Origin of the sequence: Pseudomonas sp. LJDD11 (assembly GCF_024584215.1) — a bacterium.
Lineage (GTDB): Bacteria > Pseudomonadota > Gammaproteobacteria > Pseudomonadales > Pseudomonadaceae > Aquipseudomonas.
On sequence record NZ_JANJFL010000001.1, the window covers coordinates 490,865 to 516,431 of the forward strand.

20 protein-coding genes, 1 tRNA gene and 3 pseudogenes are annotated in these 25,567 nt (G+C 60.2%); 16 read left to right on the forward strand and 8 right to left on the reverse strand.

From position 1 onward, the window contains the following. Window positions 1-2: 2 nt before the first annotated feature. From NRB16_RS02215 to NRB16_RS02225, 3 genes and pseudogenes are all read right to left on the reverse strand, one after another. Window positions 3-191 (reverse strand): annotated as a pseudogene (locus NRB16_RS02215) (ATP-binding protein); the annotation flags it as partial. Between the two features lie 32 nt (window positions 192-223). Next, window positions 224-316 (reverse strand): annotated as a pseudogene (locus NRB16_RS02220) (transposase domain-containing protein); the annotation flags it as partial. Between the two features lie 91 nt (window positions 317-407). Further along, complete coding sequence (locus NRB16_RS02225; RefSeq protein ID WP_257105367.1) at window positions 408-1,226, reverse strand: ATP-binding protein; 819 nt, start codon at window positions 1,224-1,226, stop codon at window positions 408-410. Between the two features lie 441 nt (window positions 1,227-1,667). Here NRB16_RS02225 and mobH point away from each other — a divergent pair, with 441 nt between their 5' ends. The 3 genes from mobH (at window position 1,668) to NRB16_RS02240 (ending at window position 4,729) form a co-directional block, all read left to right on the forward strand. Then, entirely contained in the window at window positions 1,668-3,458 is a 1,791-nt protein-coding gene (mobH, locus tag NRB16_RS02230; RefSeq protein ID WP_373568425.1) for a MobH family relaxase, read from the forward strand. Continuing rightward, window positions 3,458-4,381 (forward strand): site-specific integrase, encoded by a 924-nt coding sequence (locus tag NRB16_RS02235; RefSeq protein ID WP_253116016.1) that lies wholly within the window; start codon window positions 3,458-3,460, stop codon window positions 4,379-4,381. Before mobH ends, NRB16_RS02235 begins: the two co-directional genes overlap by 1 nt. Window positions 4,382-4,653: 272 nt before the next feature. Continuing rightward, window positions 4,654-4,729 (forward strand) — tRNA-Asn (locus NRB16_RS02240). A gap of 154 nt (window positions 4,730-4,883) precedes the next feature. Here the strand turns inward: NRB16_RS02240 and NRB16_RS02245 are convergent. Beyond that, window positions 4,884-5,636, reverse strand: a complete 753-nt coding sequence (locus tag NRB16_RS02245; protein WP_253116014.1) for a hypothetical protein — start codon at window positions 5,634-5,636, stop codon at window positions 4,884-4,886. Between the two features lie 153 nt (window positions 5,637-5,789). On the opposite strand from NRB16_RS02245, the gene NRB16_RS02250 reads away from it, so the two are divergent. The 3 genes and pseudogenes from NRB16_RS02250 (at window position 5,790) to NRB16_RS29540 (ending at window position 9,629) form a co-directional block, all read left to right on the forward strand. Then, entirely contained in the window at window positions 5,790-7,370 is a 1,581-nt protein-coding gene (locus NRB16_RS02250) for a phage tail sheath C-terminal domain-containing protein (RefSeq protein WP_257105369.1), read from the forward strand. A 399-nt stretch (window positions 7,371-7,769) separates the two neighbouring features. After that, a pseudogene (locus NRB16_RS29535) lies at window positions 7,770-8,771 on the forward strand (cache domain-containing protein); the annotation flags it as partial. A gap of 48 nt (window positions 8,772-8,819) precedes the next feature. Beyond that, window positions 8,820-9,629 (forward strand): methyl-accepting chemotaxis protein, encoded by an 810-nt coding sequence (locus NRB16_RS29540; protein WP_373568426.1) that lies wholly within the window; start codon window positions 8,820-8,822, stop codon window positions 9,627-9,629. Between the two features lie 56 nt (window positions 9,630-9,685). Here the strand turns inward: NRB16_RS29540 and NRB16_RS02260 are convergent, their stop codons facing one another. Further along, complete coding sequence (locus NRB16_RS02260) at window positions 9,686-10,102, reverse strand: carboxymuconolactone decarboxylase family protein (RefSeq protein ID WP_253141845.1); 417 nt, start codon at window positions 10,100-10,102, stop codon at window positions 9,686-9,688. Between the two features lie 216 nt (window positions 10,103-10,318). Between NRB16_RS02260 and pdxY the strand changes: the two genes are divergently transcribed. The 9 genes from pdxY (at window position 10,319) to NRB16_RS02305 (ending at window position 21,484) form a co-directional block, all read left to right on the forward strand. Next, window positions 10,319-11,188 carry a pyridoxal kinase PdxY gene (gene pdxY, locus NRB16_RS02265; protein WP_257105371.1) on the forward strand — a complete coding sequence of 290 codons (870 nt, stop codon included), beginning with the start codon at window positions 10,319-10,321 and terminating at the stop codon, window positions 11,186-11,188. 175 nt (window positions 11,189-11,363) lie between these two features. After that, window positions 11,364-12,581, forward strand: a complete 1,218-nt coding sequence (gene hutI / locus NRB16_RS02270) for an imidazolonepropionase (RefSeq protein WP_253141847.1) — start codon at window positions 11,364-11,366, stop codon at window positions 12,579-12,581. Continuing rightward, window positions 12,571-13,515, forward strand: coding sequence for a formimidoylglutamase (gene hutG / locus NRB16_RS02275; RefSeq protein ID WP_257105372.1), 945 nt, complete (start codon window positions 12,571-12,573; stop codon window positions 13,513-13,515). Before hutI ends, hutG begins: the two co-directional genes overlap by 11 nt. A gap of 67 nt (window positions 13,516-13,582) precedes the next feature. Continuing rightward, complete coding sequence (hutU, locus tag NRB16_RS02280; protein WP_257105373.1) at window positions 13,583-15,265, forward strand: urocanate hydratase; 1,683 nt, start codon at window positions 13,583-13,585, stop codon at window positions 15,263-15,265. Window positions 15,266-15,268: 3 nt separating this feature from the next. After that, a complete protein-coding gene (gene hutH, locus NRB16_RS02285; protein ID WP_045492352.1) occupies window positions 15,269-16,801 on the forward strand; it encodes a histidine ammonia-lyase in 1,533 nt (510 codons plus the stop codon). Between the two features lie 77 nt (window positions 16,802-16,878). After that, window positions 16,879-18,261 (forward strand): amino acid permease, encoded by a 1,383-nt coding sequence (locus NRB16_RS02290; RefSeq protein WP_045492350.1) that lies wholly within the window; start codon window positions 16,879-16,881, stop codon window positions 18,259-18,261. 66 nt (window positions 18,262-18,327) lie between these two features. Next, window positions 18,328-19,041, forward strand: coding sequence for a histidine utilization repressor (gene hutC, locus NRB16_RS02295; RefSeq protein ID WP_045492348.1), 714 nt, complete (start codon window positions 18,328-18,330; stop codon window positions 19,039-19,041). Window positions 19,042-19,155: 114 nt separating this feature from the next. Next, the gene (gene ggt / locus NRB16_RS02300; protein WP_373568427.1) at window positions 19,156-20,880 is read left to right on the forward strand and encodes a gamma-glutamyltransferase; all 1,725 of its coding nucleotides are present in this window, start codon (window positions 19,156-19,158) and stop codon (window positions 20,878-20,880) included. A gap of 130 nt (window positions 20,881-21,010) precedes the next feature. Further along, window positions 21,011-21,484 (forward strand): ester cyclase, encoded by a 474-nt coding sequence (locus NRB16_RS02305; RefSeq protein ID WP_257105374.1) that lies wholly within the window; start codon window positions 21,011-21,013, stop codon window positions 21,482-21,484. 14 nt (window positions 21,485-21,498) lie between these two features. Here NRB16_RS02305 and NRB16_RS02310 read toward each other — a convergent pair whose 3' ends face one another. Next, window positions 21,499-22,026, reverse strand: coding sequence for a peroxiredoxin (locus NRB16_RS02310; RefSeq protein WP_257105375.1), 528 nt, complete (start codon window positions 22,024-22,026; stop codon window positions 21,499-21,501). 154 nt (window positions 22,027-22,180) lie between these two features. Between NRB16_RS02310 and NRB16_RS02315 the strand changes: the two genes are divergently transcribed. Continuing rightward, window positions 22,181-22,561, forward strand: a complete 381-nt coding sequence (locus NRB16_RS02315; protein WP_045492343.1) for a RidA family protein — start codon at window positions 22,181-22,183, stop codon at window positions 22,559-22,561. Window positions 22,562-22,725: 164 nt separating this feature from the next. On the opposite strand, the gene NRB16_RS02320 is transcribed toward NRB16_RS02315, so the two are convergent. Both NRB16_RS02320 and NRB16_RS02325 read right to left on the reverse strand, forming a co-directional pair. Next, a complete protein-coding gene (locus NRB16_RS02320) occupies window positions 22,726-25,092 on the reverse strand; it encodes a hybrid sensor histidine kinase/response regulator (RefSeq protein WP_257105376.1) in 2,367 nt (788 codons plus the stop codon). A 13-nt stretch (window positions 25,093-25,105) separates the two neighbouring features. Beyond that, on the reverse strand, window positions 25,106-25,564 hold the full coding sequence (locus NRB16_RS02325; protein ID WP_045492339.1) for a response regulator: 459 nt from the start codon (window positions 25,562-25,564) through the stop codon (window positions 25,106-25,108). Window positions 25,565-25,567: the final 3 nt, after the last annotated feature.

Here is a 25,567-nt window from a genome sequence, read left to right on the forward strand (position 1 = left end):
GATCACTCGGGTTTACGGTTCTGGCGGATCACGCCCGCTTTACGTTTGTCTTTGAGTCGGTAGCTCTCACCTGTCAGGGGCAGAATATGAGCATGGTGCAGTAGCCTGTCCAACATGGCTGCGGTCAGGGTCGCGTCGTTGCTGAAGGCATTGGCCCACTGGGTAAACGGCAGGTTTGGCATCAGGGTCATTGGTAAGCGTCTGCCCAACACACCTTGCGTGATTAAACGGGCATCCACCTGTGCGGTAACAGCTCGGTAATCTCACTCGCACGCTGCGTCGGCAGGCGTGTAAGAACATCCTTCAAGTAAGCATGCGCATTCCACGCGATCCGGCCACTCATTCGGCTACCTATTCCACGCTCATCCGGCCAGGCAGTCGGAGCGCAGCGACGCAGGGTTGCATTGTTAGTCTGAAGTCCCTGCCGTCGTCAATTTCGTTGCGCGTTTGCGCATCGACTCGCCCTTCAGTTCGATGCGGTAGGCGTTGTGCACCAGCCGGTCGAGGATCGCGTCACCCAGGGTCGGATCGCCGATCAGTGCATGCCATTTGTCCACCGGCATCTGGCTGGTCACCAGCGTCGAGCGGTTCCCGTAACGGTCGTCCAGCAGTTCCAGCATGTCGCGCCGTTGCGCAGCGGTAAACGGTGCCAGACCCCAGTCGTCCAGGATCAGCAAGTCGGTCTTGGCGTACCCCATCATCAGTTTCGCGAAGCGACCGTCGCCATGGGCCATGCCGAGCTCTTCCATTAAACGCGGCAGCCGCAGGTAACGCACGCTGTAGCCATCGCGGCAGGCCTTATGGGCCAGGGTGCAGGCGAGCCAGGTTTTGCCCACGCCCGTTGGGCACAGGCGCTGTACAAGACCGTGATAGCCGCAGAAGTCCATGATTTCACGTGCGATCAGTTCTCCCTCCCGATCAGCATCGGTTGCAATCACCAACTCACTGGCCTGAGCCAGCAGCTTCTTGACCGCCTTGAACTGACTGGCGGTCTTGGTCTTCACCTCGACCTTCCAGGCATCCGAAATGATCGGCAGATGCTCCAGCGCCCAGGCCTTGTAGCGTGGGTCATAGGCATGAGGCGGGGCGGTTTCGAGCAAATGCCCGATGCACCAGGTCACGCAGATACCGTTGCCGGTCAGGCAGCCGTCACCACGTGCGTTGGCACCAAGGACCCGGGCGATATCCTTGGCCTGTGAGGGTTTTTCGCAAAGGAACAGGCGCATGTCTCAGTCCATGTAGTCAGGAGTGATGACCATGGCATGGGCTGTTGCGAACTAAGGGTGGAAAACTGGTTTGAGGTGCTTGGGTAATTCAGTTGAACAGCCGGAATTTGTAGCCGTTGAACCAGGTTGTCTCGACTGACCCAGCTCAGTTCATCACACGCTCTGGCAAGCAGTTTTTGAGGATCAACCTGAACCAGTTTTCACCTTGAGCGCTTATGACCCAGTCCGCCTAATGCTACTCCTGAAAAGGAAATGGCAAAGGGCAAGGGAAGGGCAGCCAAGGGTAAGAGGCCTACCTGCAAAGGGCTGGTATCTGGACAGAAAAAGGCGCTCATCAAACTGGATTTCGAGGATGAAATGATCTGGCCGCTGAAATGGAGACAAGCAAAAGGCTCTGCTCCGATAGCTGAAGCGCCTCTGCAAGATGGTTCGCATCGTCCAATGAATGCTTCCGAACTGCTCGACACCCCACGTCGGCGGCGCATTCTGGAGCACATCTGGCAAAAGACCTGCTTGTCGCGTGAGCAGTTTCAGCGTTTGTACATGGAGCCCATTCAGCGTTTCGCGCAGATGGTCCAACAGATTCCTGCATCGCAGAATCATCACCATGCTTATCCGGGCGGCATGCTTGATCACGGGCTTGAGATCGTTGCCTATGCACTCAAGCTCCGGCAGTCGTATCTGTTGCCATTGGGCGCAGCACCTGAAGCGCAGGCCGCGCAGGCGGATGTCTGGACTGCAGCGATTGCGTATGCGGCTCTGTTGCATGATCTCGGCAAGATCGTTGTGGACGTGGATGTCATTCTGGAAGGTGGCCAGCCTTGGTATCCATGGCACGGCGCAATTTCGGCGGACTACCGTATCCGCTATCGGACAGAGCGTGAGTACCGGCTGCATGGTGCGGCAGCCGGGCTGGTCTACATGCAGATCCTGCCAGCCCATGTTCTGGATTGGTTGTGTGCGGTTCGTGAAGTCTGGACGCCGTTCATCTTTCTGCTGGCAGGGCAGTATGAGCATGCAGGAATTCTTGGCGAACTGGTCGTCCAGGCTGATCGCGCATCCGTTGCTCAGGAGCTTGGTGCAAATCCTGATAGGGCTGCCAGAGCGCCGATCAGTTCTTTGCAACGTCAACTCGTCGATGCGCTGCGCTTGCTGGTGACTGAGCAGCTCAAGTTGAATGAATCAGGTGCCGCAGATGGCTGGCTGACCCAGGACGCGCTCTGGCTGGTCAGCAAAACCGTCGCTGACAAACTGCGGGCTCACCTGCTCGCGCAAGGTACAGAGGGCATACCGGCTTCAAACCCGACGCTGTTTAATCTGCTGCAAGATCAAGGCCTGATTTTGCCCAACGAGTCGGGCAAGGCTATCTGGAAAGCCACGGTGACTGGCGGGAGCTGGCAGCAGACCTTGACGTTTATCAAGCTCTCGCCGGTATTGATTTGGGCAGACACTGAGCGGCCCGCCGTATTTTCAGGTGCTGTTACGCCAGGCGAGTGTGATTCGGCCGCACAAACGGACGCGGGTAAACACCCGGGCGGCGAGGGCGAGAAGGCTGCCGCGCCTGGCACCAATGTCGTCACGCATGATCGCAAGCAAGCAGACACTGCAAAGCAGGTGTCGGAACTAAAAGACGATAAAGCCGGTGATGAGGTCGAACTTTTACTCAGTCTTCTAAGTTTTACTACGCCTGCAGAAGGCGCAGACGGGGCGAATGTATCAGATAGTTGTGACGTGGTTCAAAGTCATCCCGATGATGATTCCTGTAATCCTGTAAGAGAACTCTGTAAATCCACTGAGTCGCTTAAATTAGGTGCAAGTGGATCTACACTGGGGCATGCCTTCATGGGCTGGCTCAAAAAAGGGGTGATCGACCATAAAATAGTCATCAATGATGCAAGGGCCAAAGTTCATACGGTTGCAGGTACGGTTTTCCTGGTAACGCCTGAGCTCTTTCAGCGCTATGCCCAGGAGCATGTGGATCTGGCAGCTATTGCAAAGAAAGAAGGCGTCAGCGATTGGCGAATGGTGCAGCGTGCTTTTGAAAAGCTCGGGCTGCACGAAAAGAGGCATGACGGATTGAACATATGGACGTGTGAAATAAAAGGGCCGCGCAAGGCACGTACGCTTAAAGGCTATCTACTCAAAGAGCCTTCGGATCTGTTTGCAACGGTGCCCTACGACAATCCCTACCTCGAATTGTTGACGTCATCACAAAAAGGGGAAGACCTGTAATGTGTTCGATATCAGATTTGCTCAAAGCTTATATTGCCGAAAAACGCTTGAGAAAGAGCACGTGCGATTCGTATGGCGTCGCTGCAAGGGCACTTATTCGACGGTTTGGGGATTGTCTGCTGGACGAAATCGACAGGGAGGCGATTCTTCAGTGGCGCATGGAGGTTCTGGACGTCAACCTGAAGGCTGTGAGCTGGAATACCTACATGCGCCAGCTACGGATTCTCTACCAGTTTGGCCTGCAGACAGGGATGATGGAAGGCATCAACAACCCGTTCGAAAACCTGCAGGTGCGATGCCTCAAACGACCCAACAAGACGGTGAAAAAATCCACCATAAAGTTTGCCAGGGGATACCTGGATGTCTTGCACACGCAGGAGACCAAGTGGCAGCAACTGAGTGAGATTCACCCGGCGTGGTTCTGGCGAACTGTATTTGAGGTTTTGGTTTGTACCGGCATTCGCGCCAACGAGCTGCTGAATTTAAGAACCTGCGATATTGACCTGCAGGAAGGGTTGCTGCGGGTGTCTGCCGAGTTTTCAAAAAACTATCATGAGCGGAAAATCCCTATTCATGACAATCTGGTGCCTTACCTTCGACAGCTAATCTTCAATGCACGCAAAAAGCACATCACTCCCGAGCAGCAGTTGTTTAATGTCAACGTTTTTTCTGACAGGCACTCCCGAAAAACCATGGACATGAATCAGCTATCCAGCTTTTTCAAGCGCTTGTCACGCCACTCACCTGAAAGAATAAGCCCGCACCGATTGCGGCACACCATTGCCACCGAGTTGATGCGTGATCCTGATCGCAATATTCATACGGTGAAGAACATCATGGGGCATCAGAACATTGCTACAACCATGAAGTATGTGGCTGTCAATCAAACCCAGATGCGTGAACTGATAAACACCATCGCCTGAATTGAACAAAAATATACATCGGCAAACCTGTTTGACTTGATTGCACAAAGGCACTAATTTGCAGGCTGTGACGGCAGGTGGCCGTCAAAGCTGTGGTGCGGATTTTCGAATTTTTGGCAACTGGTCTGACCCGCGACTGTGGACCCCAAGCTTGATGGTGCCCGACACTGAGCGCGCTGGGATGCAGGTGAGCATGCGAACCTACTGATTTTTCTGGTTTTTTTTGTCATGAGTATTGACAGGGAAAATGAGGGCAGTATGATTGCACCCATTCCGCGATAGCTCAGTTGGTAGAGCAAGTGACTGTTAATCACTGGGTCCCTGGTTCGAGTCCAGGTCGTGGAGCCAGACCAAGAGAAGGGCGACTACTGAGAGGTAGTCGCCCTTTTTCGTTTTTGCAGGTTTCTGTCGTTGACCGCTTCATGTCTGCATTCACGCAGGGCTGGTCTGGATGACTGGCGCTGACTGCCTCGCTGACGTTCTTGAAGGTGCCCGATAGCGTTCATCTGCCTTCTGTACTGATGCGTAACTGCTCCAGCAAAAAACGACGCGCAGCGCGAGAGGCCGTGCTGATGCTGCTTGGATGCTGAATTCGATAGCATTGAATACGCTGCTGTAGCTTGAATCGCCAGAGTTGATTAAGCGCGATTCCCTGCTCGCAGAAATCGCCCAGCTCGCTGCATACACTCGATTCGCCCTTGTGCGGAAAGTAGCCTTGGCGAAACTTTGCACTGCTGGCGCCGTTCGCGAAAATAATGATGTCGGGCTGCAGGATCTTTACTTGGGCTTTAAGCAACTGCTCTGAAATTGCCAACAGTTTTTTGAAGTGCTCCCAGCGCACCGGAGACTTCTTGTTCCAGGCGAAGCAGAACAGATTTGCCCAGGCGATAGCTGCAGAACCATGTTGGTCGGCCAGATCGCGCAGCAGATTGAAAAAACTTTCGCCCCGGTCTCTGGGGCGGGTTATGAACCTGGCAAGGTGGTCTTGCTGGGTAGCCATCGCTTTGCAGATATACGTTTCCAGGCTCTCGAATGTTTCTTCGCCTTTAAGCACGTCCCAGCGGCGGGTTTCACGCCCGACCACCAGAATTTTTTGCGGTGCGCATTGGTAGTCAGGCGAGGTGCCCGGCAAGAACAGGCCAGAAAGCTTGGCGTATTGCGCTTCGTGGGATCGGCTACGATCAAGCCAGTGCTGTGGCAGCCCTTTGAGTATTTCGTGGTAGGCACTGGCCAAGCGTTGTTGCGTGTTATCCATTCGCAGCGTCCTGAGTGATATTGTCGTAGTATCAAAAACAGCGAAGGCATTCAAATCGTGTTTAAGGGTGTGCAAGTCTGTAGTTGATGTGCAGTTACACAGACCGACTCCGCCCATACGTCCACTCCATCCATGACCTTTCAAGGACGAGCAATGGCTACCAGCTACTCAACACCCGGCGTGTACATCAATGAAGTCAACGCCTTCCCCAATTCAGTGGTGCCGGTAGCCACGGCGGTGCCGGCGTTCATCGGCTACACGCCACGGGCGGACTATCAAGGCCAGTCGTTCTATAACAAGGCGCAGAAAATTTCCTCGTTCGCCGAGTTTCAGGCGTTGTTCATGCTTGATAATCCGCCGCCACCGGCGGACCCGGCACGGCAATACAGCCCGCAGTACTATCTGGTGCCGCAGTCGTCGGAACCCGCGCCCGCAGACGCCCTGACCCTCAACGGCCAGTGTTATGCGGTGTTGCCTGACCCCAACACCCTTTATTACCTGTACAACAGTGTGCAGTTGTTTTACCAGAATGGTGGCGGCGATGCCTACATCGTGGCTGTGGGCACTTATGGCCCTGCCAGCCACAAGCCGCTGGCAGCCCCGGCCGCTGCGGTGGTCAATCCCAATGTGCAACTGACTGATCTGCAACGCGGTCTGGCCTTGTTGCGCAACGAACCGGAACCGACCCTGTACATCTGCCCTGAAGCCACACTGCTGTCGGTTGCCGACAACGGCACGCTGATGCAAGGGATGCTGTTGCAGGCTCAGCAGATGGGCACGGCAGTGTGTGTTTTCGACGTGATTGGTGGCGCCAATCCGGACCCGGTTCTGTACACACAAGACATCCAGACCTTCCGCGATAATACGGGCAGCAATGGCTTGAGCTACGGCGTGGCCTACTATCCGTTTATCGGCACTACCATCATGCAGCAGGCGGATATCGACTTCACCAACCTGTTCGGTGGTGATGTCAGCCGGTTGGCTGCGCTGCTCAACCCGCCTTCGGCACCCAATCCGGCGGCGGCCAAGCTGTTGGAGATGATTCAAAATCCGCCGGCCAACCCGATGAGCAATAGCCAGTTGCAAGCCGCATTGCTCAGTGCCAGTGCGGTCTACAGCCAGATCGTCACTCAGGTACTGGCGTGCGCCAACCTGCTGCCGGCCAGTGGTGCGATGGCCGGTGTCTACACCGTTAACGATAACAACAACGGAGTGTGGCAAGCGCCGGCCAACGTCGGGATCGTGGGCGCCATCGACCTGCCGATCTGCTTAACGGACGATCAGCAGGCCAATCTGAATATCGACGCGGTGTCTGGTGAGTCGATCAATGCCATCCGTTTTTTCAACGGCCAGGGCATTCTGGTCTGGGGGGCGCGTACGCTGGACGGCAACAGCCAGGACTGGCGCTACATTTCAGTACGGCGCACGGTGATTTTCCTGGAGCAATCGATAAAACAGGCCGTCAGGGCCTATGTTTTCCAGCCCAACGATGCCAACACCTGGGCTGCAGTGAAATCCATGATCACCAGTTTCCTGACTCATGTCTGGCAGGAGGGCGGGTTGCAAGGTGCCTCACCAGCGGATGCATTTCAAGTCGATGTAGGTTTGGGAAGCACGATGACCGCCGACGATTTACTCAACGGCTATCTGAACGTATCCGTGAAGGTCGCAGTCGTGCATCCGGCAGAGTTTCTGGTCATCACCTTCCAGCAGCAACAGGCCAAATCCGGCTGACAAAGGTGTTCGCACGGTTGAGCCACTGAGCGCTGTGAGCAGATTTTCAGCCTGGGTTTTACAAATTGTCACAACAAGCGCCTGTTTCAAAAATCTGATCATTCGTCCTGCCAATGCGCGGCACTATCAGGCTCAGCCGCGCAGCGTCCATCCTCCAAACGTCTCATGCGCCGCTGTAACCCGCGACGCAGAGCGTTCCAACAGCTATTGGCTGCGTTTCAACGGCACTCTACTCGTTGCGCGTCATAATGTAACGAAAGTGTAAAGTACCGTTTGTGAGCATTAAGTTTGTTTGTAAGTGGATTGTGCTGATTTCAAATCGCCATTACCTTGCGCGACAGATTTTGTTGTCCGGCTAGTCAAGGGAGTGTGCCGTTGAAAATCGTCCATAAAGTCAGCATGGCCGCTGCAGCTGTATTGTTTCTCACCACCGGTCTGTTATCGGTTTCTCAGGTCACCCAGGTGCGCAGTTCACTGGACCGTCAGGTCTCTGCCAGCATTGCCGAGTCCAGTGGTGCGCTGGCCCGGCAGATTGAAAATTGGCTGGGAGCCAAGCTCAAACTCATCGATCTGGTGGCGCAGAACATCGACAGCGATTACAGCCCCGCGCATGTATTACGCGTCATCCACAGCCCGATGCTCAGCGATGAATTCATCATGATCTTCGGCGCGCTGCAAAGTGATGGCAAACCCATTTCCAACCTTTCATCCTGGAAGCCCAAGGCCGACTGGGACGGTCGCACACGGCCCTGGTATGCAACCGGCAAGGCAGCCGACAAAGCCGTGCTGAGCGATCCCTATGTGGACTCAACGACCCATGAAACCCTGATTTCCGCCGTGGTGCCGCTGCGTGATAAAGGCCAGTTCCTGGGCGTGATGGGCGGCGATATTCGTTTGAAGGCGATCAGTGATGCGGTCAACACCCTGGACTTCAACGGGGCGGGCTACGCGTTTTTGCTCAGCAAGAACGGCAATATCATTTCGCACCCCAACACAGAGCTCAACGCCAAAAACTACAGTGAACTGTTTGCCGGCCAGCAGCCGACGTTGACCGGCAAACTTCAGGAGGTTCAGGTTGATGGCAAGGACCTGCTGGTGGCCTTCACCCCGTTGGCCAACCTGCGCAGTGCTGACTGGTACATCGGGGTTGTGCTTGATGAAAAGATCGTCATGGCCGAGGCCGACAACCTGAGCAAGTGGGCGATCATCGCCACCGTGCTGGGGGTCATCATCAGCCTGCTGCTGTTGAGTACCTTCATGAAGCAGCTGCTCAAGCCGCTTGACCTGCTTCAACGTTCGATCAAAGAGGTCAATAGCGGCGAGGGCGACCTGACCCGCCGCTTGCCTGCCCATGGCAACGATGAAGTGGCGAGTGTGTCTCGGGAATTCAACCTGTTTCTCGAAACCCTGCAAGGCTTGATCGGTCAGGTGCTGGGCTCGTCGCGCCAAGTGCGCGAGAGCACCGCAGCGACCTCTCGTGAAGCGACCCAGGCTGATAGCCGCTTGCAGCGTCAGTTGCAGGAGCTCGATCAGTTGGCCACTGCGATGCAGGAAATGTCCTCGACCGCCGATGACGTGGCCCACAACGCTCAGGCCGCCGCGCAGGCGGCAATGGCGGCAAACCAGGAAGCGGAAAGCGGCGAACACGTGGTGCAGCGTTCAACCGAGGCGATCCGACATCTGGCGGTCGAAATGGAGGAAACCGGCCAGGCGATCCTGGAGCTGGCGCGGTTCAGCGACAACATCGAGTCGATTCTGGGGGTCATTACCAGCATCGCCGAGCAGACCAACCTGCTGGCGCTCAACGCGGCGATTGAGGCCGCCCGTGCCGGTGAGTCAGGACGTGGTTTTGCCGTGGTGGCCGATGAGGTGCGGACCCTGGCGTCGCGCACCCAGCAATCGACCGAGGAAATCCGCCAGATGATCGATCAGTTGCAGTCTGGCGTGCAGCAAGCCGAGTCACGCATGCAAAAAAACCGCGATAGCGCGAGCAGAACCGCCGAACAGGCCGGTGCGGCCAACCAGATGCTGGTGCGAATCCGTCAGGCGATTGTGCGCATCAACGACATGAACACCCAGATCGCAACGGCGGCCGAAGAGCAAAGCGCGACCACCGAAGAGATCAACCGCAACACCACCAACATTCGTGACCTCAGCCACGAAGTGGCGGCCGGTACTGAAGAGCAGGTGCGCCAGTGCTCGATGATGGTCGAGCAGGTGCAGCAGCAGGGGCAGTTGTTGGGGCGTTTCAACGTGTGACGCTTAGGCTTGAATCACTGCGCGAGCGACGCCGCGCGTAAACGGCGCCATAGCCGTTACTTCGGCTCGCTGGCCTGATCAGCCTGGAACTTCTTCACCACTTCGTGGGCGATCTTGAAGCTGTCCAGCGCCGCAGGCACGCCGCAATAGATGCAGGCCTGGAGGAGGATTTCCTGGATTTCCTCCGGGGTGACGCCGTTGTTCAGCGCGCCCAGCACATGCAGGCGGACTTCATTGGGGCGGTTCAGGGCGGTGAGCATGGCCAGGTTGAGCATGCTGCGGGTCTTGCGCTCAAGGCCCGGCCGGGTCCAGACCTCGCCCCAACACCATTCGGTGGTGATCTTCTGCATCGGGATCATGAAGTCTTCAACTTCATTGACCGAGCGATCCACATATTCAGCGCCGAGCACTTCGCGGCGTACTTGCAGGCCTTTCTTGAATTGCGGGTTATCGAACTCATCGCGCAACGGCATGGTGCGGTCCTCTTCTCGGCGGCTTCAGGTCACGGTGGGTCGGGGGCTGGGATACCAGCGTCGCGTGGCTCTTCTTTATGCGCCTCTTCGGATTGCGCAAAAAACAGAGTTTTTATCCAGTGCATTGCTGCCTGGAATGTGGTCAGTGGCAGGCATGCCGGTATGATGGCTTGATTGCGCTCACCGCACGTCTGAACAATAGGACCACTTGCTGCCATGCCCCACAGTCATCCGCCGTACGTCTTGTCCATCCAGTCCCATGTCGCTCTCGGCCATGTCGGCAACGACGCCGCCGTATTTCCGTTACAGCGCCTGGGGTTCGAAGTCTTGCCGGTGCACACCGTGCAGTTTTCCAATCACACCGGTTACGGTCAGTTTCGCGGTCAGGTGTTCGATGCCGAGCACATTCGCGAGGTGCTCGCCGGGTTGCGTGACCGGGGCGTGTTGTCCAGGGTCTCGGCGGTGCTGTCGGGTTATCTGGGCGATGCGGGGATCGGTGCAGTGATCCTTGAGGCGGTCGACGAGATTCGTCGCGACAACCCGGCGGTGCGTTATCTGTGTGACCCGGTGATGGGCGACGTGGGGCGTGGGGTGTTCGTCAACCCGGCGATTCCGGATTTTCTGCGCAACCTGGCCATACCTCACGCGACGATTGTCACGCCCAATCAGTTCGAGTTCGAGCTGCTCACCGGCAGCCGGCTTGTCAGTGTTGAAGATGCAGTGCGCACCGCGCGGCAACTGCGCGGCCGTGGGCCGGATGTGGTGGTGATCACCAGCCTGGCCACGCCGGATATTCCTGCCGATCAGCTCGGTACGCTGGCGGTCAACGGCGAGGGCGCCTGGTTGGTCAACACCCCGCGTCTGGCCCTGCATCCACTGCCCAACGGCATGGGCGACGTGTTCTCGGCGACCTTGCTGGCGCGCCTGCTCAGCGGCGAGCCGCTGCCGCGTGCGCTGGAATTGGCCACGGCGACGCTGTTCGGGCTGGTCAAGGCCACCGCCGAAGGCTCGCGTGACTTGCCGCTGGTGGTGGCGCAAGAGCAGATCGTGGCGCCGCTGGAGGCCTATCCGGCGGTGGCGCTCTAGCCGAAACAGCGCAACCAGCGGCAGATTGAGCGTCATGCCTAGCGATATGTATATACAATAAGCCCGTTAACTGTGCCTGATGTGGCAGTTATAAGGCTTTCTTTTGTCTGGAGGTTGACCTTTTCGCGGGATGAGCGCTAAATGTATATACATTAAACAAGAAAAGGCATGACAAATGCTCTCCACTGCATCCGGGCGCCTGCTCTGGCGCGAGGTCACCCTGTTTGACGGGCAGCAGCAACTGCCTGAGCCCATGGCCGTGCTGGTCGAGCAAGGCCGCGTTGCGGCGCTCTGGGCAGAGAAGGACTTTGATCCTGTGCTGGCTGTCGGCACCGAAGAAGCAGGGCGGGGCGGCGTGATGACGCCGGGGCTGGTCGACTGCCATACCCACCTGGTGTATGCCGGTGATCGCGCAGTGGAGTTCGAGCAGCGTTTGCAGGGCGTCAGTTACGAGCAGATCGCCCGCGCCGGTGGCGGGATTCTCAGCACCGTGCGTGCCACCCGCGCTGCCACGGAAGATGAGCTGATCGCGGCCAGCCTGCCGCGTCTGGACGCCTTGCTGGCCGATGGTGTGACCACCGTCGAGATCAAGTCCGGCTACGGCCTGACCCTTGAAGACGAACTGAAGATGCTGCGTGTGGCGCGCCGCCTGGGTACGCTGCGACCGGTCCGGGTCGTCACCACCTTGCTCGGCGCCCATGCCTTGCCGCCCGAATATGCCGGCAACAGTGACGGCTACATTGATCTGGTCTGCCAGCAGATGATCCCGGCCGCTGCGCAACAGGGGCTGGCCGATGCCGTCGATGTGTTCTGCGAAGGTATCGCCTTTTCCCCGGCGCAATGTGAGCGAGTATTCCAGGCGGCCATCGCCCATGGCCTGGCGATCAAGGCGCATGCCGAGCAGTTGTCGAACCTGGGTGGCAGCGCGCTGGCCGCACGCTATGGCGCCCTGTCGGTGGACCATATCGAATACCTCGACGAGGCCGGCGTACGTGCCATGGCCGAGTCCGGCACCGCTGCGGTGCTGCTGCCGGGTGCCTTCCATGTACTGCGCGAGACCCAGCAGCCGCCGATTGCCCTGTTGCGCCAGTACGGCATCCCTATGGCCCTGGCCAGCGATGCCAACCCCGGCACCTCGCCGATCTGCCTGCCGACCCTGATGGCCAATCTGGCCTGCACGTTTTTCCGCCTGACCCCCACCGAAGCCCTGGCCGGCATGACCGCCCATGCGGCCTATGCGCTGGGCCACAAGGAGCTGGGTCGGATCGCCGTGGGCGCACCGGCCGACTTGTGCCTGTGGGATGTCCGTCACCCGGCCGAACTTGCCTATGCCATCCAGGCTGGCCGTCTGCGCCAGCGCGTTTTTGCAGGAGTCGTTACTTATGTTCGCTGATCGTCAGAGCCTGGACGCCTGGAGCGGGCGCGTCGATCCGGAGCAGGACAGCGCACGCTGGCACCAGCGCATCCAGCCCTGGGCTGCGAGCGCGGTCCCTGGTCTGGCGCTGCTGGGTTTTGCCTGTGACGAAGGTGTGCGCCGCAACCACGGCCGTACCGGTGCAGCGGCCGGGCCGCTGGCGATGCGCAAGGCGCTGGCCAATCTGGCCTGGCATCGCCAGGGGCCGGCTTACGATGCCGGTGACGTGGTCTGTGATGACGCTGATCTGGAGGCCGCGCAGCAACGTTTGGCCGACGGTGTGTGCCGGCTGCTCGACGACGGCCACCTGCCGGTGGTGCTCGGTGGCGGTCATGAAGTGGCGTACGGCAGTTGGTCGGGACTGGCGCAGCACTTTGCCGGGCGGGCGGACACCCCGCGCATCGGCATCGTCAACTTCGATGCGCACTTCGACTTGCGAGATTTCAGCCAGACCCGTTCCTCTGGTACGCCGTTTTCACAGATCGCCGAGCAATGCGCCGCGCGTGGCTGGCCGTTTTTGTATGCCTGTGTCGGTGTAAGCCGCGCCAGCAATACCCAGGCGTTGTTCAACCGCGCAACCGAGCTCGATGTGCTGGTCCGTGAGGATCACCAGATCCGCGAAGCCACGCTGCAGTTGATCGGTGATGAGCTGCACGCGTTTGCCCGCAGCTGTGACGCGCTGTACCTGACCATCGACATCGATGTACTGCCGGCCAGCGAAGCGCCAGGCGTCAGCGCGCCGGCGGCGCGGGGCGTGCCCATGCACCTGCTCGAACCGCTGATCGAGCGCTTGCGTGACAGCGGTCGGTTGCGGCTGATCGACCTGGCGGAGCTCAACCCCACGTTCGATATCGACAGCCACACCGCCAAGGCGGCGGCGCGGCTGATTCATACCCTGGCGCTAGGCGGCTGAACGCTGACGGCAAGTTTTTCAAGAACACCCTTTCAACAAGAACAACACCCTGTATCAGGACCTGACCATGACGACGTTTCGTGACACCGTAATCCGTGCACCCCGCGGCACCACCCTCAACGCCAAGAGCTGGTTGACCGAGGCGCCGCTGCGCATGTTGATGAACAACCTCGATCCCGAGGTGGCGGAAAATCCGAAAGAGCTGGTGGTGTATGGCGGCATTGGCCGTGCGGCACGCAATTGGGAGTGCTACGACAAGATCGTCGAGACCCTCAAGGAACTCAACGACGATGAAACCCTGCTGGTCCAGTCCGGCAAGCCGGTTGGCGTGTTCAAGACCCACTCCAACGCGCCACGGGTACTGATTGCCAACTCCAACCTGGTGCCGCACTGGGCCAGTTGGGAGCACTTCAACGAACTGGATGCCAAGGGCCTGGCCATGTACGGCCAGATGACCGCTGGCAGCTGGATCTACATCGGCAGCCAGGGCATCGTTCAGGGCACTTACGAGACTTTCGTCGAGGCCGGTCGCCAGCACTTTGGCGGCAACCTCACCGGGCGCTGGGTACTGACCGCCGGTCTTGGCGGCATGGGCGGCGCGCAGCCACTGGCGGCGACGCTGGCCGGTGCCTGCTCGCTGAACATCGAATGCCAGCAGACCAGCATCGACTTCCGCCTGCGCACCCGTTATGTCGATGAGCAGGCCACTGACCTGGACGACGCGCTGGCACGCATCGCCAAATACACCGCCGAAGGCAAAGCGGTGTCGATCGCCCTGCACGGCAACGCCGCTGAAATCCTCCCTGAACTGGTCCGTCGTGGGGTACGCCCGGACATGGTCACCGACCAGACCAGCGCCCACGACCCGCTCAATGGCTACCTGCCGATTGGCTGGAGCTGGGAGCAGTACCGCGACCGTGCCAAGACTGACCCGGCAGCGGTGATCAAGGCGGCCAAGCAATCGATGGCCGTGCACGTACAGGCGATGCTCGACTTCCAGAAAGCCGGCGTGCCGACCTTCGACTACGGCAACAACATTCGCCAGATGGCCAAGGAAGAGGGCGTAGCCAATGCCTTCGACTTTCCGGGGTTCGTGCCGGCCTACATTCGTCCGCTGTTCTGCCGCGGCATCGGCCCGTTCCGCTGGGCGGCGCTGTCCGGTGATCCTGAAGACATCTACAAGACCGACGCCAAGGTCAAGGAGCTGATCCCCGACGACGCCCACCTGCATCACTGGCTGGACATGGCCCGTGAGCGCATTGCCTTCCAGGGCCTGCCAGCGCGGATCTGCTGGGTCGGCCTGGGCCAGCGTGCCAAGCTGGGGCTGGCGTTCAACGAAATGGTCCGCTCTGGCGAACTGTCGGCGCCGGTGGTGATCGGGCGTGACCATCTGGACTCCGGTTCGGTGTCCAGCCCTAACCGCGAGACCGAAGCCATGCGTGACGGCTCCGACGCTGTATCGGACTGGCCGCTGCTCAACGCGCTGCTCAACACCGCCGGCGGCGCAACCTGGGTGTCGTTGCACCATGGCGGCGGCGTAGGCATGGGCTTTTCGCAACATTCGGGTATGGTCATCGTCTGTGATGGCACCGACGATGCCGCGGCACGTATTGCCCGGGTATTGACCAACGACCCGGGCACCGGGGTGATGCGTCACGCCGATGCCGGTTACCAGATTGCAATCGACTGCGCCCATGAACAGGGCCTGAACCTGCCGATGATCGGCAGCAAGAACAACAAAGGAGCCTGATTGATGAATGCCCTGACCCTCAAACCCGGCACCTTGAACCTGACCCAGTTGCGTCAGGCCTACCAGCAACCGGTGCGCGTCGAGCTGGACCCCGGCGCCCATGCCGCCATCGACGCCAGCGTCGCCTGTGTCGAGAGTATCCTGGCCGAAGGCCGTACTGCCTATGGCATCAACACCGGTTTTGGCCTGTTGGCCTCGACCCGCATCGCCCCTGAAGATCTGGAAAAGCTGCAACGCTCGCTGGTGCTGTCTCACGCCGCCGGTGTCGGCGAGGCGCTGGATGATGCGATGGTGCGCCTGATCATGCTGCTCAAGGTCAACAGCCTGGCCCGTGGTTTCTCGGCGATTCGCCGCAAGGTCATCGACGCGCTGATCGCCCTGATCAACGCTGAGGTCTACCCGCACATCCCGCTCAAGGGCTCGGTGGGTGCCTCCGGCGACCTGGCACCGCTGGCGCACATGTCGCTGGTACTGATCGGCGAGAGCAAGGCGCGCTATAAAGGCCAGTGGCTGCCAGCCGCCGAAGCGCTGGCGGTGGCAGGTCTTGAGCCGCTGACCCTGGCCGCCAAGGAGGGCCTGGCGCTGCTCAACGGCACCCAGGTGTCCACGGCCTATGCGCTGCGCGGGCTGTTCGAAGGCGAAGACCTGTTTGCTGCCGCCACTGTTTGCGGCGGCCTGAGCGTCGAAGCCATGCTGGGTTCGCGGGCGCCGTTCGATGCGCGCATTCATGCCGCGCGTGGCCAGCGCGGGCAGATCGACGTGGCTGCCGCTTACCGCGACCTGCTTACCGACAGCAGCGAAGTGTCGCGCTCGCATGCCAACTGCGACAAGGTCCAGGACCCGTACTCGCTGCGCTGCCAGCCGCAAGTGATGGGCGCCTGCCTGACCCAGTTGCGCCAGGCCGCCGAAGTGCTGGAAGTCGAATCCAACGCCGTGTCGGACAACCCGCTGGTGTTCGCCGAGCAGGGCGATGTGATCTCTGGCGGTAACTTCCACGCCGAGCCCGTGGCAATGGCCGCTGACAACCTGGCGCTGGCCATTGCCGAGATTGGCTCGTTGTCGGAGCGCCGCATCTCGCTGATGATGGACCGCCACATGTCGCAGTTGCCGCCGTTCCTGGTGGAAAACGGCGGGGTCAACTCCGGTTTCATGATCGCTCAGGTCACCGCAGCGGCCCTGGCCAGCGACAACAAGGCGCTGGCGCACCCGGCCAGCGTCGACAGCCTGCCGACCTCGGCCAACCAGGAAGACCACGTGTCGATGGCGCCCAATGCCGGCAAGCGGCTGTGGGCCATGGCCGACAATGTGCGTGGCATCCTGGCTATCGAATGGCTGGGTGCCTGTCAGGGCCTGGACTTCCGTAACGGCCTCAAGAGCTCCGAGAAGCTGGAAAAAGCCCGCAGCCTGTTGCGCGCCGAAGTTTCTTACTATCAGGAAGACCGCTTCTTCGCCCCTGACATCGAGACCGCCAGTGCTCTGCTGGCCAGCGGTTGTCTCAATGCGCTGGTGCCGCCGCGCCTGCTGCCTAGCCTCTGACGCTCGATTGAGCACAGGCCGCCCGGCACGCGGGGCGGCCATCTCTGCACTATAAAAACAATCGGAGATGCACTGACATGAGTACCCATACTGGGCTCAAACGGGGTCTGAGTGCCCGTCATATTCGTTTTATCGCGCTAGGGTCGGCCATCGGCACCGGGCTGTTCTACGGTTCGGCCTCGGCCATCAAGCTGGCTGGCCCGTCGGTACTGCTGGCCTACCTGATCGCAGGCGCTGCGGTGTACATGGTCATGCGCGCCCTGGGCGAAATGGCCGTACACAATCCGGTGTCCGGCTCGTTCGGTGAATACGCCACCTCCTATGTCGGGCCGCTGGCCGGATTTATCACCGGCTGGACCTACGCGTTCGAGATGATCATCGTCTGCCTGGCGGACGTCACCGCGTTTGGCATTTACATGGGCTTCTGGTTTCCCGATGTGCCGCGCTGGATCTGGGTGCTGTCGATCATCTGTTTCATCGGCGCCCTGAACCTGTGTACGGTCAAGGTCTTCGGCGAAATGGAGTTCTGGCTGTCGATCCTCAAGGTCAGCGCTATCGTGGCGATGATTCTGGGCGGCCTGGGCATCATGTTCTACGGCTTCGGCCTGAGTGACGGCGGCACCGGCATCCACAACCTGTGGCAGCACGGCGGCTTCATGCCCAATGGCATTGGCGGCTTCATCGCCTGCTTTGCCGTGGTGGTGTTCGCCTTTGGCGGCATCGAGATCATTGGCGTCACTGCCGGCGAAGCCAAGGACCCGCAACGGGTGCTGCCCAAGGCGATCAACGCCGTGCCGCTGCGCATCCTGCTGTTCTACGTGCTGACCCTGTTCGTGCTGATGTCGATTTTCCCGTGGCCGCAGATCGGCACCCAAGGCAGCCCGTTCGTGCAGATCTTCGATAACCTGGGCATCGGCTTTGCTGCCGCGCTGCTTAATATCGTGGTGATCTCGGCGGCCATTTCGGCGATCAACAGCGATGTCTTCGGTGCCGGGCGCATGTTGTACGGCATGGCGCTGCAAGGTCAGGCACCGGCCGGCTTTGCCAAGGTGTCGAGCAATGGCGTGCCGTGGCTCACGGCGCTGGTGATGGCCGCTGCGTTGCTGATCGGCGTGGTGCTCAATTACCTGATCCCTGAAGACATCTTCCTGCTCATCGCTTCGCTGGCCACCTTCGCCACCGTCTGGGTGTGGTTGATGATTCTGGTTTCCCAGGTGGGCATGCGCCGCCGTATGAGCAGCGCCGAGGTTGCGCAGTTGAAGTTCCGGGTACCGTTCTGGCCGGTTGCCCCGGCGGCGGCCATCGGTTTCATGCTGTTCGTGTTCGGCGTGCTGGCCTGGTTCCCGAACAGCCGTCCGGCCATGTGGGTCGGGGTGGTGTGGCTCGGCCTGCTGGTCCTGGCGTACTGGATCTGGGTCAAACCGCAGGCACAGGGCCGGGCACTGGCCAGCAGTGACTGAAAACGGGTGGCAAGGTGTGGGCTGCGGGGTATTATTCGACTCCTTGCCCACACTTCCGGAGAACTGGTGAGTACCCCGAAACCCCCTCGGTACAAAGTGATCGAAGAGTTCCTGCTGACGCATATCCGCGAAGGCGACTACCCGGTCAATCACCAGATTCCGCCAGAAGAGCAACTGGCCCGGGATTTTTCCGTCAGCCGTATGACCGCCAACAAGGCGATCACCAACCTGGTGCAGCAGGGCTACCTGGTGCGTCAGGCCGGGCTGGGCACCTTCGTCACCGACCCACGCGCCGAGTCTTCGTTGCAGGAGGTGATGAACATCGCTGAAGAGGTCCGCGCCCGCGGGCATCACTACTCCAACGATGTGCTGCGCAGTGAAGCCATTACCGCCGACGATGAAGTGGCCCTGCGTTTGGGCCTGCGCATCGGCAGCCCGGTGTTTCACAGCATTCTGGTGCATCGCGAGAACGGTTTGCCGATCCAGCTCGAAGACCGCTACGTCAACCCGCGCTGGGTGCCGCACTACCTGTCCAGCGACTTCTCGAAGCAGACCCCCAACGAGGTACTGGTCGCCAGTTGCCCGATCAGCGATATCGAGCATGTGGTCGAAGCCATCCACGCCGATGCGCGGACCGCTCAGTGGCTGGAAATCGACCCCGGTGCGGCCTGCCTGTGCATGGTGCGGCGAACCTGGTCCAGCGAAAATCTGGTCAGCTATGTGCGCCTGACTCACCCCGGCGAGCGTTACAAGCTGCGCTCGACCACCCGCCACCGTTGATTGAGCCTGGTTCGCGTCGTTTGCTGATTTAGCGCTATGCTCTTGCAGGCCATATGCCAAGGGTGGCAAACACCCGCAAACAATCAGAAAACTGAACAAGGAATCTGGCTCATGATGTACCGCAAGCTGACGGCCTTCGTCGCTGTCGCCTTCTGTTTTACCCAAAGCCCTCTGGCCCTGGCCGCTTCGCAAGCCCCAGTGGCCGGCGAGAACGGCATGGTGGTCACTGCCCAGCATCTGGCCACCCATGTGGGCGTCGACGTGCTCAAGGCCGGTGGCAATGCCGTGGATGCGGCGGTGGCGGTGGGTTACGCGCTGGCGGTGGTTTATCCGGCTGCGGGCAACCTGGGCGGTGGCGGCTTCATGACCATTCAGATGGCTGACGGCAAGAAAACCTTCCTCGACTTCCGCGAAAAGGCGCCGCTGGCTGCCACTGCCGACATGTACCTGGACAAGGACGGTAACGTGGTGCCGGGCCTGAGTTCGCGCGGCCACCTGGCGGTTGCTGTGCCGGGCACGGTCTCGGGGATGGAGTATGCACTGAGCAAGTACGGCAGCAAGCCGCGCGCCGAGATGATCGCCCCGGCGGTCAAGCTGGCCGATGACGGCTTTGTGCTGGAGCAGGGCGACGTGGACCTGCTGTGGACCGCCACCGAAGACTTCAAGAAGGACATCAAGGATTCCGGCTCGATCTTCCTCGATGACGGCAAGCCAATGCAGGTGGGCCAGAAGCTGGTGCAGAAAGACCTGGCGCGCACCCTGCGGGAAATCTCCGCCAAGGGCGAGGACGGCTTTTACAAGGGCTGGGTGGCCGATGCCCTGGTCAGTTCCAGCAAGGCCGGCAAGGGCATCATTACCCAGGCCGACCTGGACCGCTACAAGACCCGTGAACTGGCGCCGGTGGAATGCGATTACCGCGGCTACCACATCGTCTCGGCGCCCCCACCGAGCTCTGGCGGTGTAGTGATCTGCCAGATCCTGAATATTCTCGAAGGCTATCCGATGAAGGATCTGGGCTTCCGTTCCGCCCAGGCCATGCATTACCAGATCGAAGCGATGCGCCATGCCTATGTCGATCGCAACAGCTACCTGGGCGACCCGGATTTCGTCAAGAACCCGCTCGAGCGGCTGCTCGACAAGGACTACGCGGCCAAGCTGCGCGCTGCCATCGACCCACAGAAAGCCGCAGTCTCCAAAGACCTGGCACCTGGCGTCGCGCCCCATGAAGGCAACAACACCACGCACTACTCCATCGTCGACAAATGGGGCAATGCGGTGTCGGTGACCTACACCCTCAACGACTGGTTCGGTGCCGGGGTGATGGCCAGCAAGACCGGTGTGATCCTCAACGACGAGATGGACGACTTCACTTCCAAGGTCGGCGTACCGAACATGTACGGCCTGGTGCAGGGCGAAGCCAACGCCATTGCCCCCGGTAAAACCCCGCTGTCATCCATGAGCCCGACCATCGTCACCAAGGACGGCAAGACTGTCATGGTGGTGGGTACGCCCGGCGGCAGCCGGATCATTACCGCGACCCTGCTGACCATGCTCAACGTCATCGACTACCGCATGAACATCCAGGAAGCCACCGACGCGACCCGTTTCCACCAGCAATGGCTGCCTGAGGAAACCCACCTGGAAGATTTCGCGATCAGCCCTGATACGCGCAAGATCCTCGAAAGCTGGGGCCACAAATTCACCGGGCCGCAACCGCTCAATCATGTAGCGGCGATTCTGGTCGGCGCGCCTTCGCTGGACGGCAAACCGGTGGGTAACAACAAGTACTACGGCGCCAACGATCCACGGCGCAATACCGGGTTGTCGCTGGGCTATTGATCCCGCAGCGGGGCCGGGTGCGAGAGCATACGGCCCCCTCGACAATCGTTTCACATGTCAGGCTGGTGATAGTTTCGTAGCCGCCCAACAGACTACTATCAGCGCCTCATTCATTCTCTCAGGAAGCCTTATGACCCTTTCCTTGAAAACCCTGGCTGGTCTGGCGCTGGCCGCGCTGCTCGTTGTTGTGGCAGCGACCAGTCACGCCGCTACCCCGCGCAACCTGGCAGCGGAAGAGGCCAACCGCACCCTGGTGCTGGATTTTTACGAACGCTTCTTCAACAAACATGACGTAGCCGGTGCCGCGCAGCTGGTTGCGGACAGCTACAAGCAGCACAACCCTGAGGTGCCGGATGGCAAGGCGCCGTTCGTGGAATTCTTTGCGGGCTTTTTCAAGGAAAACCCGCAATCGAGGGCGCGTGTCGTGCGCAGCGCCACCGATGGTGACCTGGTGTACCTGCACGTGCACTCCACCAATGGCGCCAAGGATCCGGGTCAGGCCGTGGTGGACATCTTTCGGGTTGCCAATGGCAAGATCGTCGAGCACTGGGACGTGATCCAGAACGTCCCGCAGCAGGCGGCCAACACCAATACCATGTTCTGAAGCAGCGGTTTGCGTCAGCTCTGTGCCTGGCGCAACCAGCCAATAATGTCCTCGGCATTGCGCGCCGGCTCCGGGATCTCGGTGTACAGCTGCGCCAGCCGGCCGTCGTCGATCACCAGTGCGGCGCGGCCATACACTTGCAGCGGCCCGGCCTGATACACCGGCAGGCCCAACGCTTTGCCTAATGCACAGTCCTGATCGGACAACAGCTGGTAGGGCAGTTGCGTGCGCTCCTTGAGTTCCTGTTGATAGGCGGTGTCTTGCGACGAGAGGCCGAAGATTCGCTGTACGCCCAAGGCGGCGAATTCATCGAACGCATCACGAAAGCCGCAGGCCTGCGGGGTGCAGCCTTTGGCACCAGGCACACTGGCCATTTCTGCCGGGGCGGGCAGTTCGGGGTTGCCGCTGCGCGGGTAGATAAACACCACGCTGAGGCCGGGCAGGGTGCTGAGGTCGACACTGGAGTGGTCAGTGGCGGTCAGGGTCAAAGAGGGCAGGGGTTGGCCAATCAGTTGCTGGCGCAGGGTGTCTTGCGTATTCATCAGGGCTCCGGTTCAGGGGGCAAGCGCCAACCAGGCGCTCGCGGTATTGTTCAGGCGTAACGGGCAGCGGCGCTTCACCGGCAAATCGCTTTCGCCTTTAGCCGCGATAGGGCATTACACTGGTCGGCCTTCATTCACCTGACCAGAGATTCACATGGCCAATTCTGATATCGATTTTCTGCCCGATCCAGACCCGGAGTCCATCTCTAGCGACGTCGCCGGTTTCGCTGGCTTGCTGGTGTCCACCCAGATCCCGACCCGTGCCGATGGCAGCCTGGAACTGGGTGACATCACTGCGCAAAGCGAATGCACCCTGCAGGCGCTCAAGGTCGCTCTGGAAAACGCCGGCAGTTCGCTGGATCGTGTGTTGCACCTGACCATCTACCTCACCGACATGAATGAGCGCGGCGCTTTTAACGAGGTCTATCAACGCTTTTTCAGCAAGCCCTGGCCGGTCCGTGCCGCCGTTGGCGTTGCGTCGCTGGCTGTGCCGGGCATGCGCGTGGAAGTGACCGCAATGGCGGCCAAACGCTGAGTGTGTGCCGCTCAGAGCAAGGTCGCCGTTGCTATTGAATCTTGAGAAATAGCCCGCAGCAGAGGTCGTTTACCGGCCTCTTCGCGAGCAAGCTCGCTCCCATCTGGTGCGCAATGCTTGTCTGAACAGTATTGGCTTTGGCCGCGACCGCCACCCCAGCGTCATCAGAGCATCTGGCTCAGCGCCCGGAACAGTTCATCAGGCTTGACCGGCTTTTGCAGCACCAGGCTTTCAGGCAATTCCAGGCCTTGCAGTTCGGCATAGCCGGTCAGAAACACCACCGGCAACTGTGAATAACGGTCGCGCGCCGCGCGGGCCAACTGTGCGCCGTTGAAGCCGGGCATGGCGAAGTCGGTGAGCAGCAGATCGACCTGATCGTCGAGCAATTGCAACGCCTGTTCGCCACTGTTGGCCTGACGGACCCGATAGCCTTGCAGCACCAGCATTTCGCTGAGCATGTCGCGGATCAGGTGTTCATCGTCGACCACCAGGATGCAGCGGTTATGTCCGCTGTTCTGTGGCTCTTGAGCGGGCACTGGCGGCTCGGTCTGTGTTGCGGTCTGCTGCACCGCCGGCAGATAGACGCTGACTTCCGTGCCACGGCCCGGCTCGGTGTCGATGCGCACGCCGCCTCCGGACTGTTTGGCAAACCCGAACACTTGCGCCAGGCCCAGCCCGGAGCCTTTGCCGATGTCCTTGGTCGTGAAGAACGGCTCGAACACTTTGGCCAGCACATCCTGGCTCATGCCGCAGCCGGTGTCGCGGATTGACAGCATCACGTAGTCGCCAGGCTCGGGATCTTCCGGCCGTTGCGCGGCTTGCCGCACGCGAGTGTTGTGGGTGCGCAGGATCAGCAGGCCGCCGGCCGGCATCGCGTCGCGGGCGTTGATCGCCAGGTTGAGAATGATCATCTCGGTCTGGGTCGGATCGGTCAGCGCCTGCCACAACTGAGCGTGCAGATCCAGGCGAACCAGAATGCTTCCGCCCAGGGTGCGGCGCAGCAGTTCTTCCAGGCCGTTCAAGGTGTCGTTGAGGTTCAGCGGCACCGGCTCCAGGCGCTGGCGCCGGGAGAAGGCCAGCAACTGTGAGGTCAGTTTGGCACCGCGCTCGCCCGCTTCACGGATGTGCTTCAGGCGCCGCCGCGCCTTGTCCAGATCTGGCTTGTCCAGCTCACGTTCGAGAAAGCTGGAGCCGGTGAGGATCACGGTCAGCAGGTTGTTGAAGTCGTGGGCCACGCCTGCGGTCAATTGGCCGACCGCTTCGAGGCGCTGCATCTGTTGCAGGGCGGCTTCGATCCGCTCGCGCTCGGCAATCTGATCGCGCAGCCGGGTATTGGCTTCGGCAAGGCTTTCGGTCGCCTCACGCTCGCCAGTAATGTCCCGCGCCACCGCATAGAGCAGAGTGTCTTCCGGCACCACCACCCATGACAGCCAGCGCTGCTGACCATTGGCGTGACGGATCCGGCCGGTAAAACGCACGCTGTCGCCGTTGCGCGCCAGGGTCGCCAGCTCGCTGCAGAACGCCTGGCGGTCATCTTCGGGCAGCAATTGCATCAGTGAAATCTGCGCCAGGGCCTGGCGGTTAAAGCCCAGCGCCTGTTCCCAGGCCGGGTTGAGCGCCACCGGCGTCAGATCCTTATTGAATACGCCCAGCAGGTCTTGCGACAACTCCCAGGCACGATCCCGCTCGCGGGTGCGCCGCTCGACCCGTTCGCCAAGGATTTCATTGAGCTGTTTAAGTGCCTGGGTGGCCTGACGCTGTTGGTGGATGTCTTGTAATACACCGGAGAAACGCACGCACTGGCCATCGACGATCCGCGCCTGGCCACTGCTCAGCAGCCAGCGCGGCTCTTTGCCATTGATACAGCGAAACTCCATGCGATAGCTGCCATCGCTGTCCGGTGCCATGGCCTGTTCCACGGCTTCACGGACAGCGCCCTGATCATCGGGATGCAGGCCGGCATAGAACAATGGCAGATCCATCTCGGTATCTGCGGGCAGGCTGAACAGCGCCTTGCAGCGATCGTCCCAGAGCAACAGGCCGTCCTGCGGGCGAAAGTCCCAACTGCCCATGCCTGCCGCGTCAATCGCGATCCGCGCACGCGCTTCTACATCCGCCAGTGCTTCTTCGGCCCGGCGCCGGCGCTGGCGTTCCTGGACTTCGGTAAGCGCGCGGCCCACCGCCTTGGGCAGCAATGACAGGTTCTTTTTCAGGACGTAGTCGGTCGCACCCAGGCGGATCATTTCCACCGCGTGTTCTTCGCCGTAGATGCCGGACAGGAAAATAAAGGGCGTATCCGGGGCCAGGCGCCGCGCGATGGCCAGCACGTCGCTGCCCGAAGAGCCAGGCAGTACGCAATCGCAGAGGATCAGATCGAAACTTTGCTCTTGCAGGGCGCGCTCCGCGCCCCAGTGGTCGAACACCTGCCGGGCCTGGATCAGCATGCCGCTGCGCTCAAGTCTCAACAGGGTCAGCTCGGCGTCCATCGAGCTGTCTTCGACCATCAGCAAATTCATTGGCTTGGCCAACATCCGGGCTCCGTCATTAATTGCGTCGACGGTTCAGACGCAGAGAACCCGGTGGAGGTTCATTCAGTACGGCCCAGAAAACCCCGAGGTCGGAAATGGCCGCGACAAACTCCTTGAACTCGACGGGTTTGACTACGTAGGCGTTGACCCCCAGCTCGTAGGCGCGCAGCAGGTCTGGCTCTTCTCGCGAGGAGGTCAGCATCACCGTGGGGATACTGCGCAGTTCCGGGGTGTCGCGCACCACTTTGAGGACTTCCAGGCCATCGACCTTGGGCAGTTTCAGGTCCAGCAGCAGCACCGCCGGGTTGCCGTCGTCACGCTCGGCAAAGGCGTTACGGCGCAGCAGGTAATCCAGAGCGTCGGCACCGTCACGCAGCACAATGACTTCGTTGGCCAACTGGCTGCGCTCCAGCGCGACAAGGGTCAACTCCAGATCCCTGGGGTTGTCTTCGACCAACAGAATGGGTTTGAGCATGAT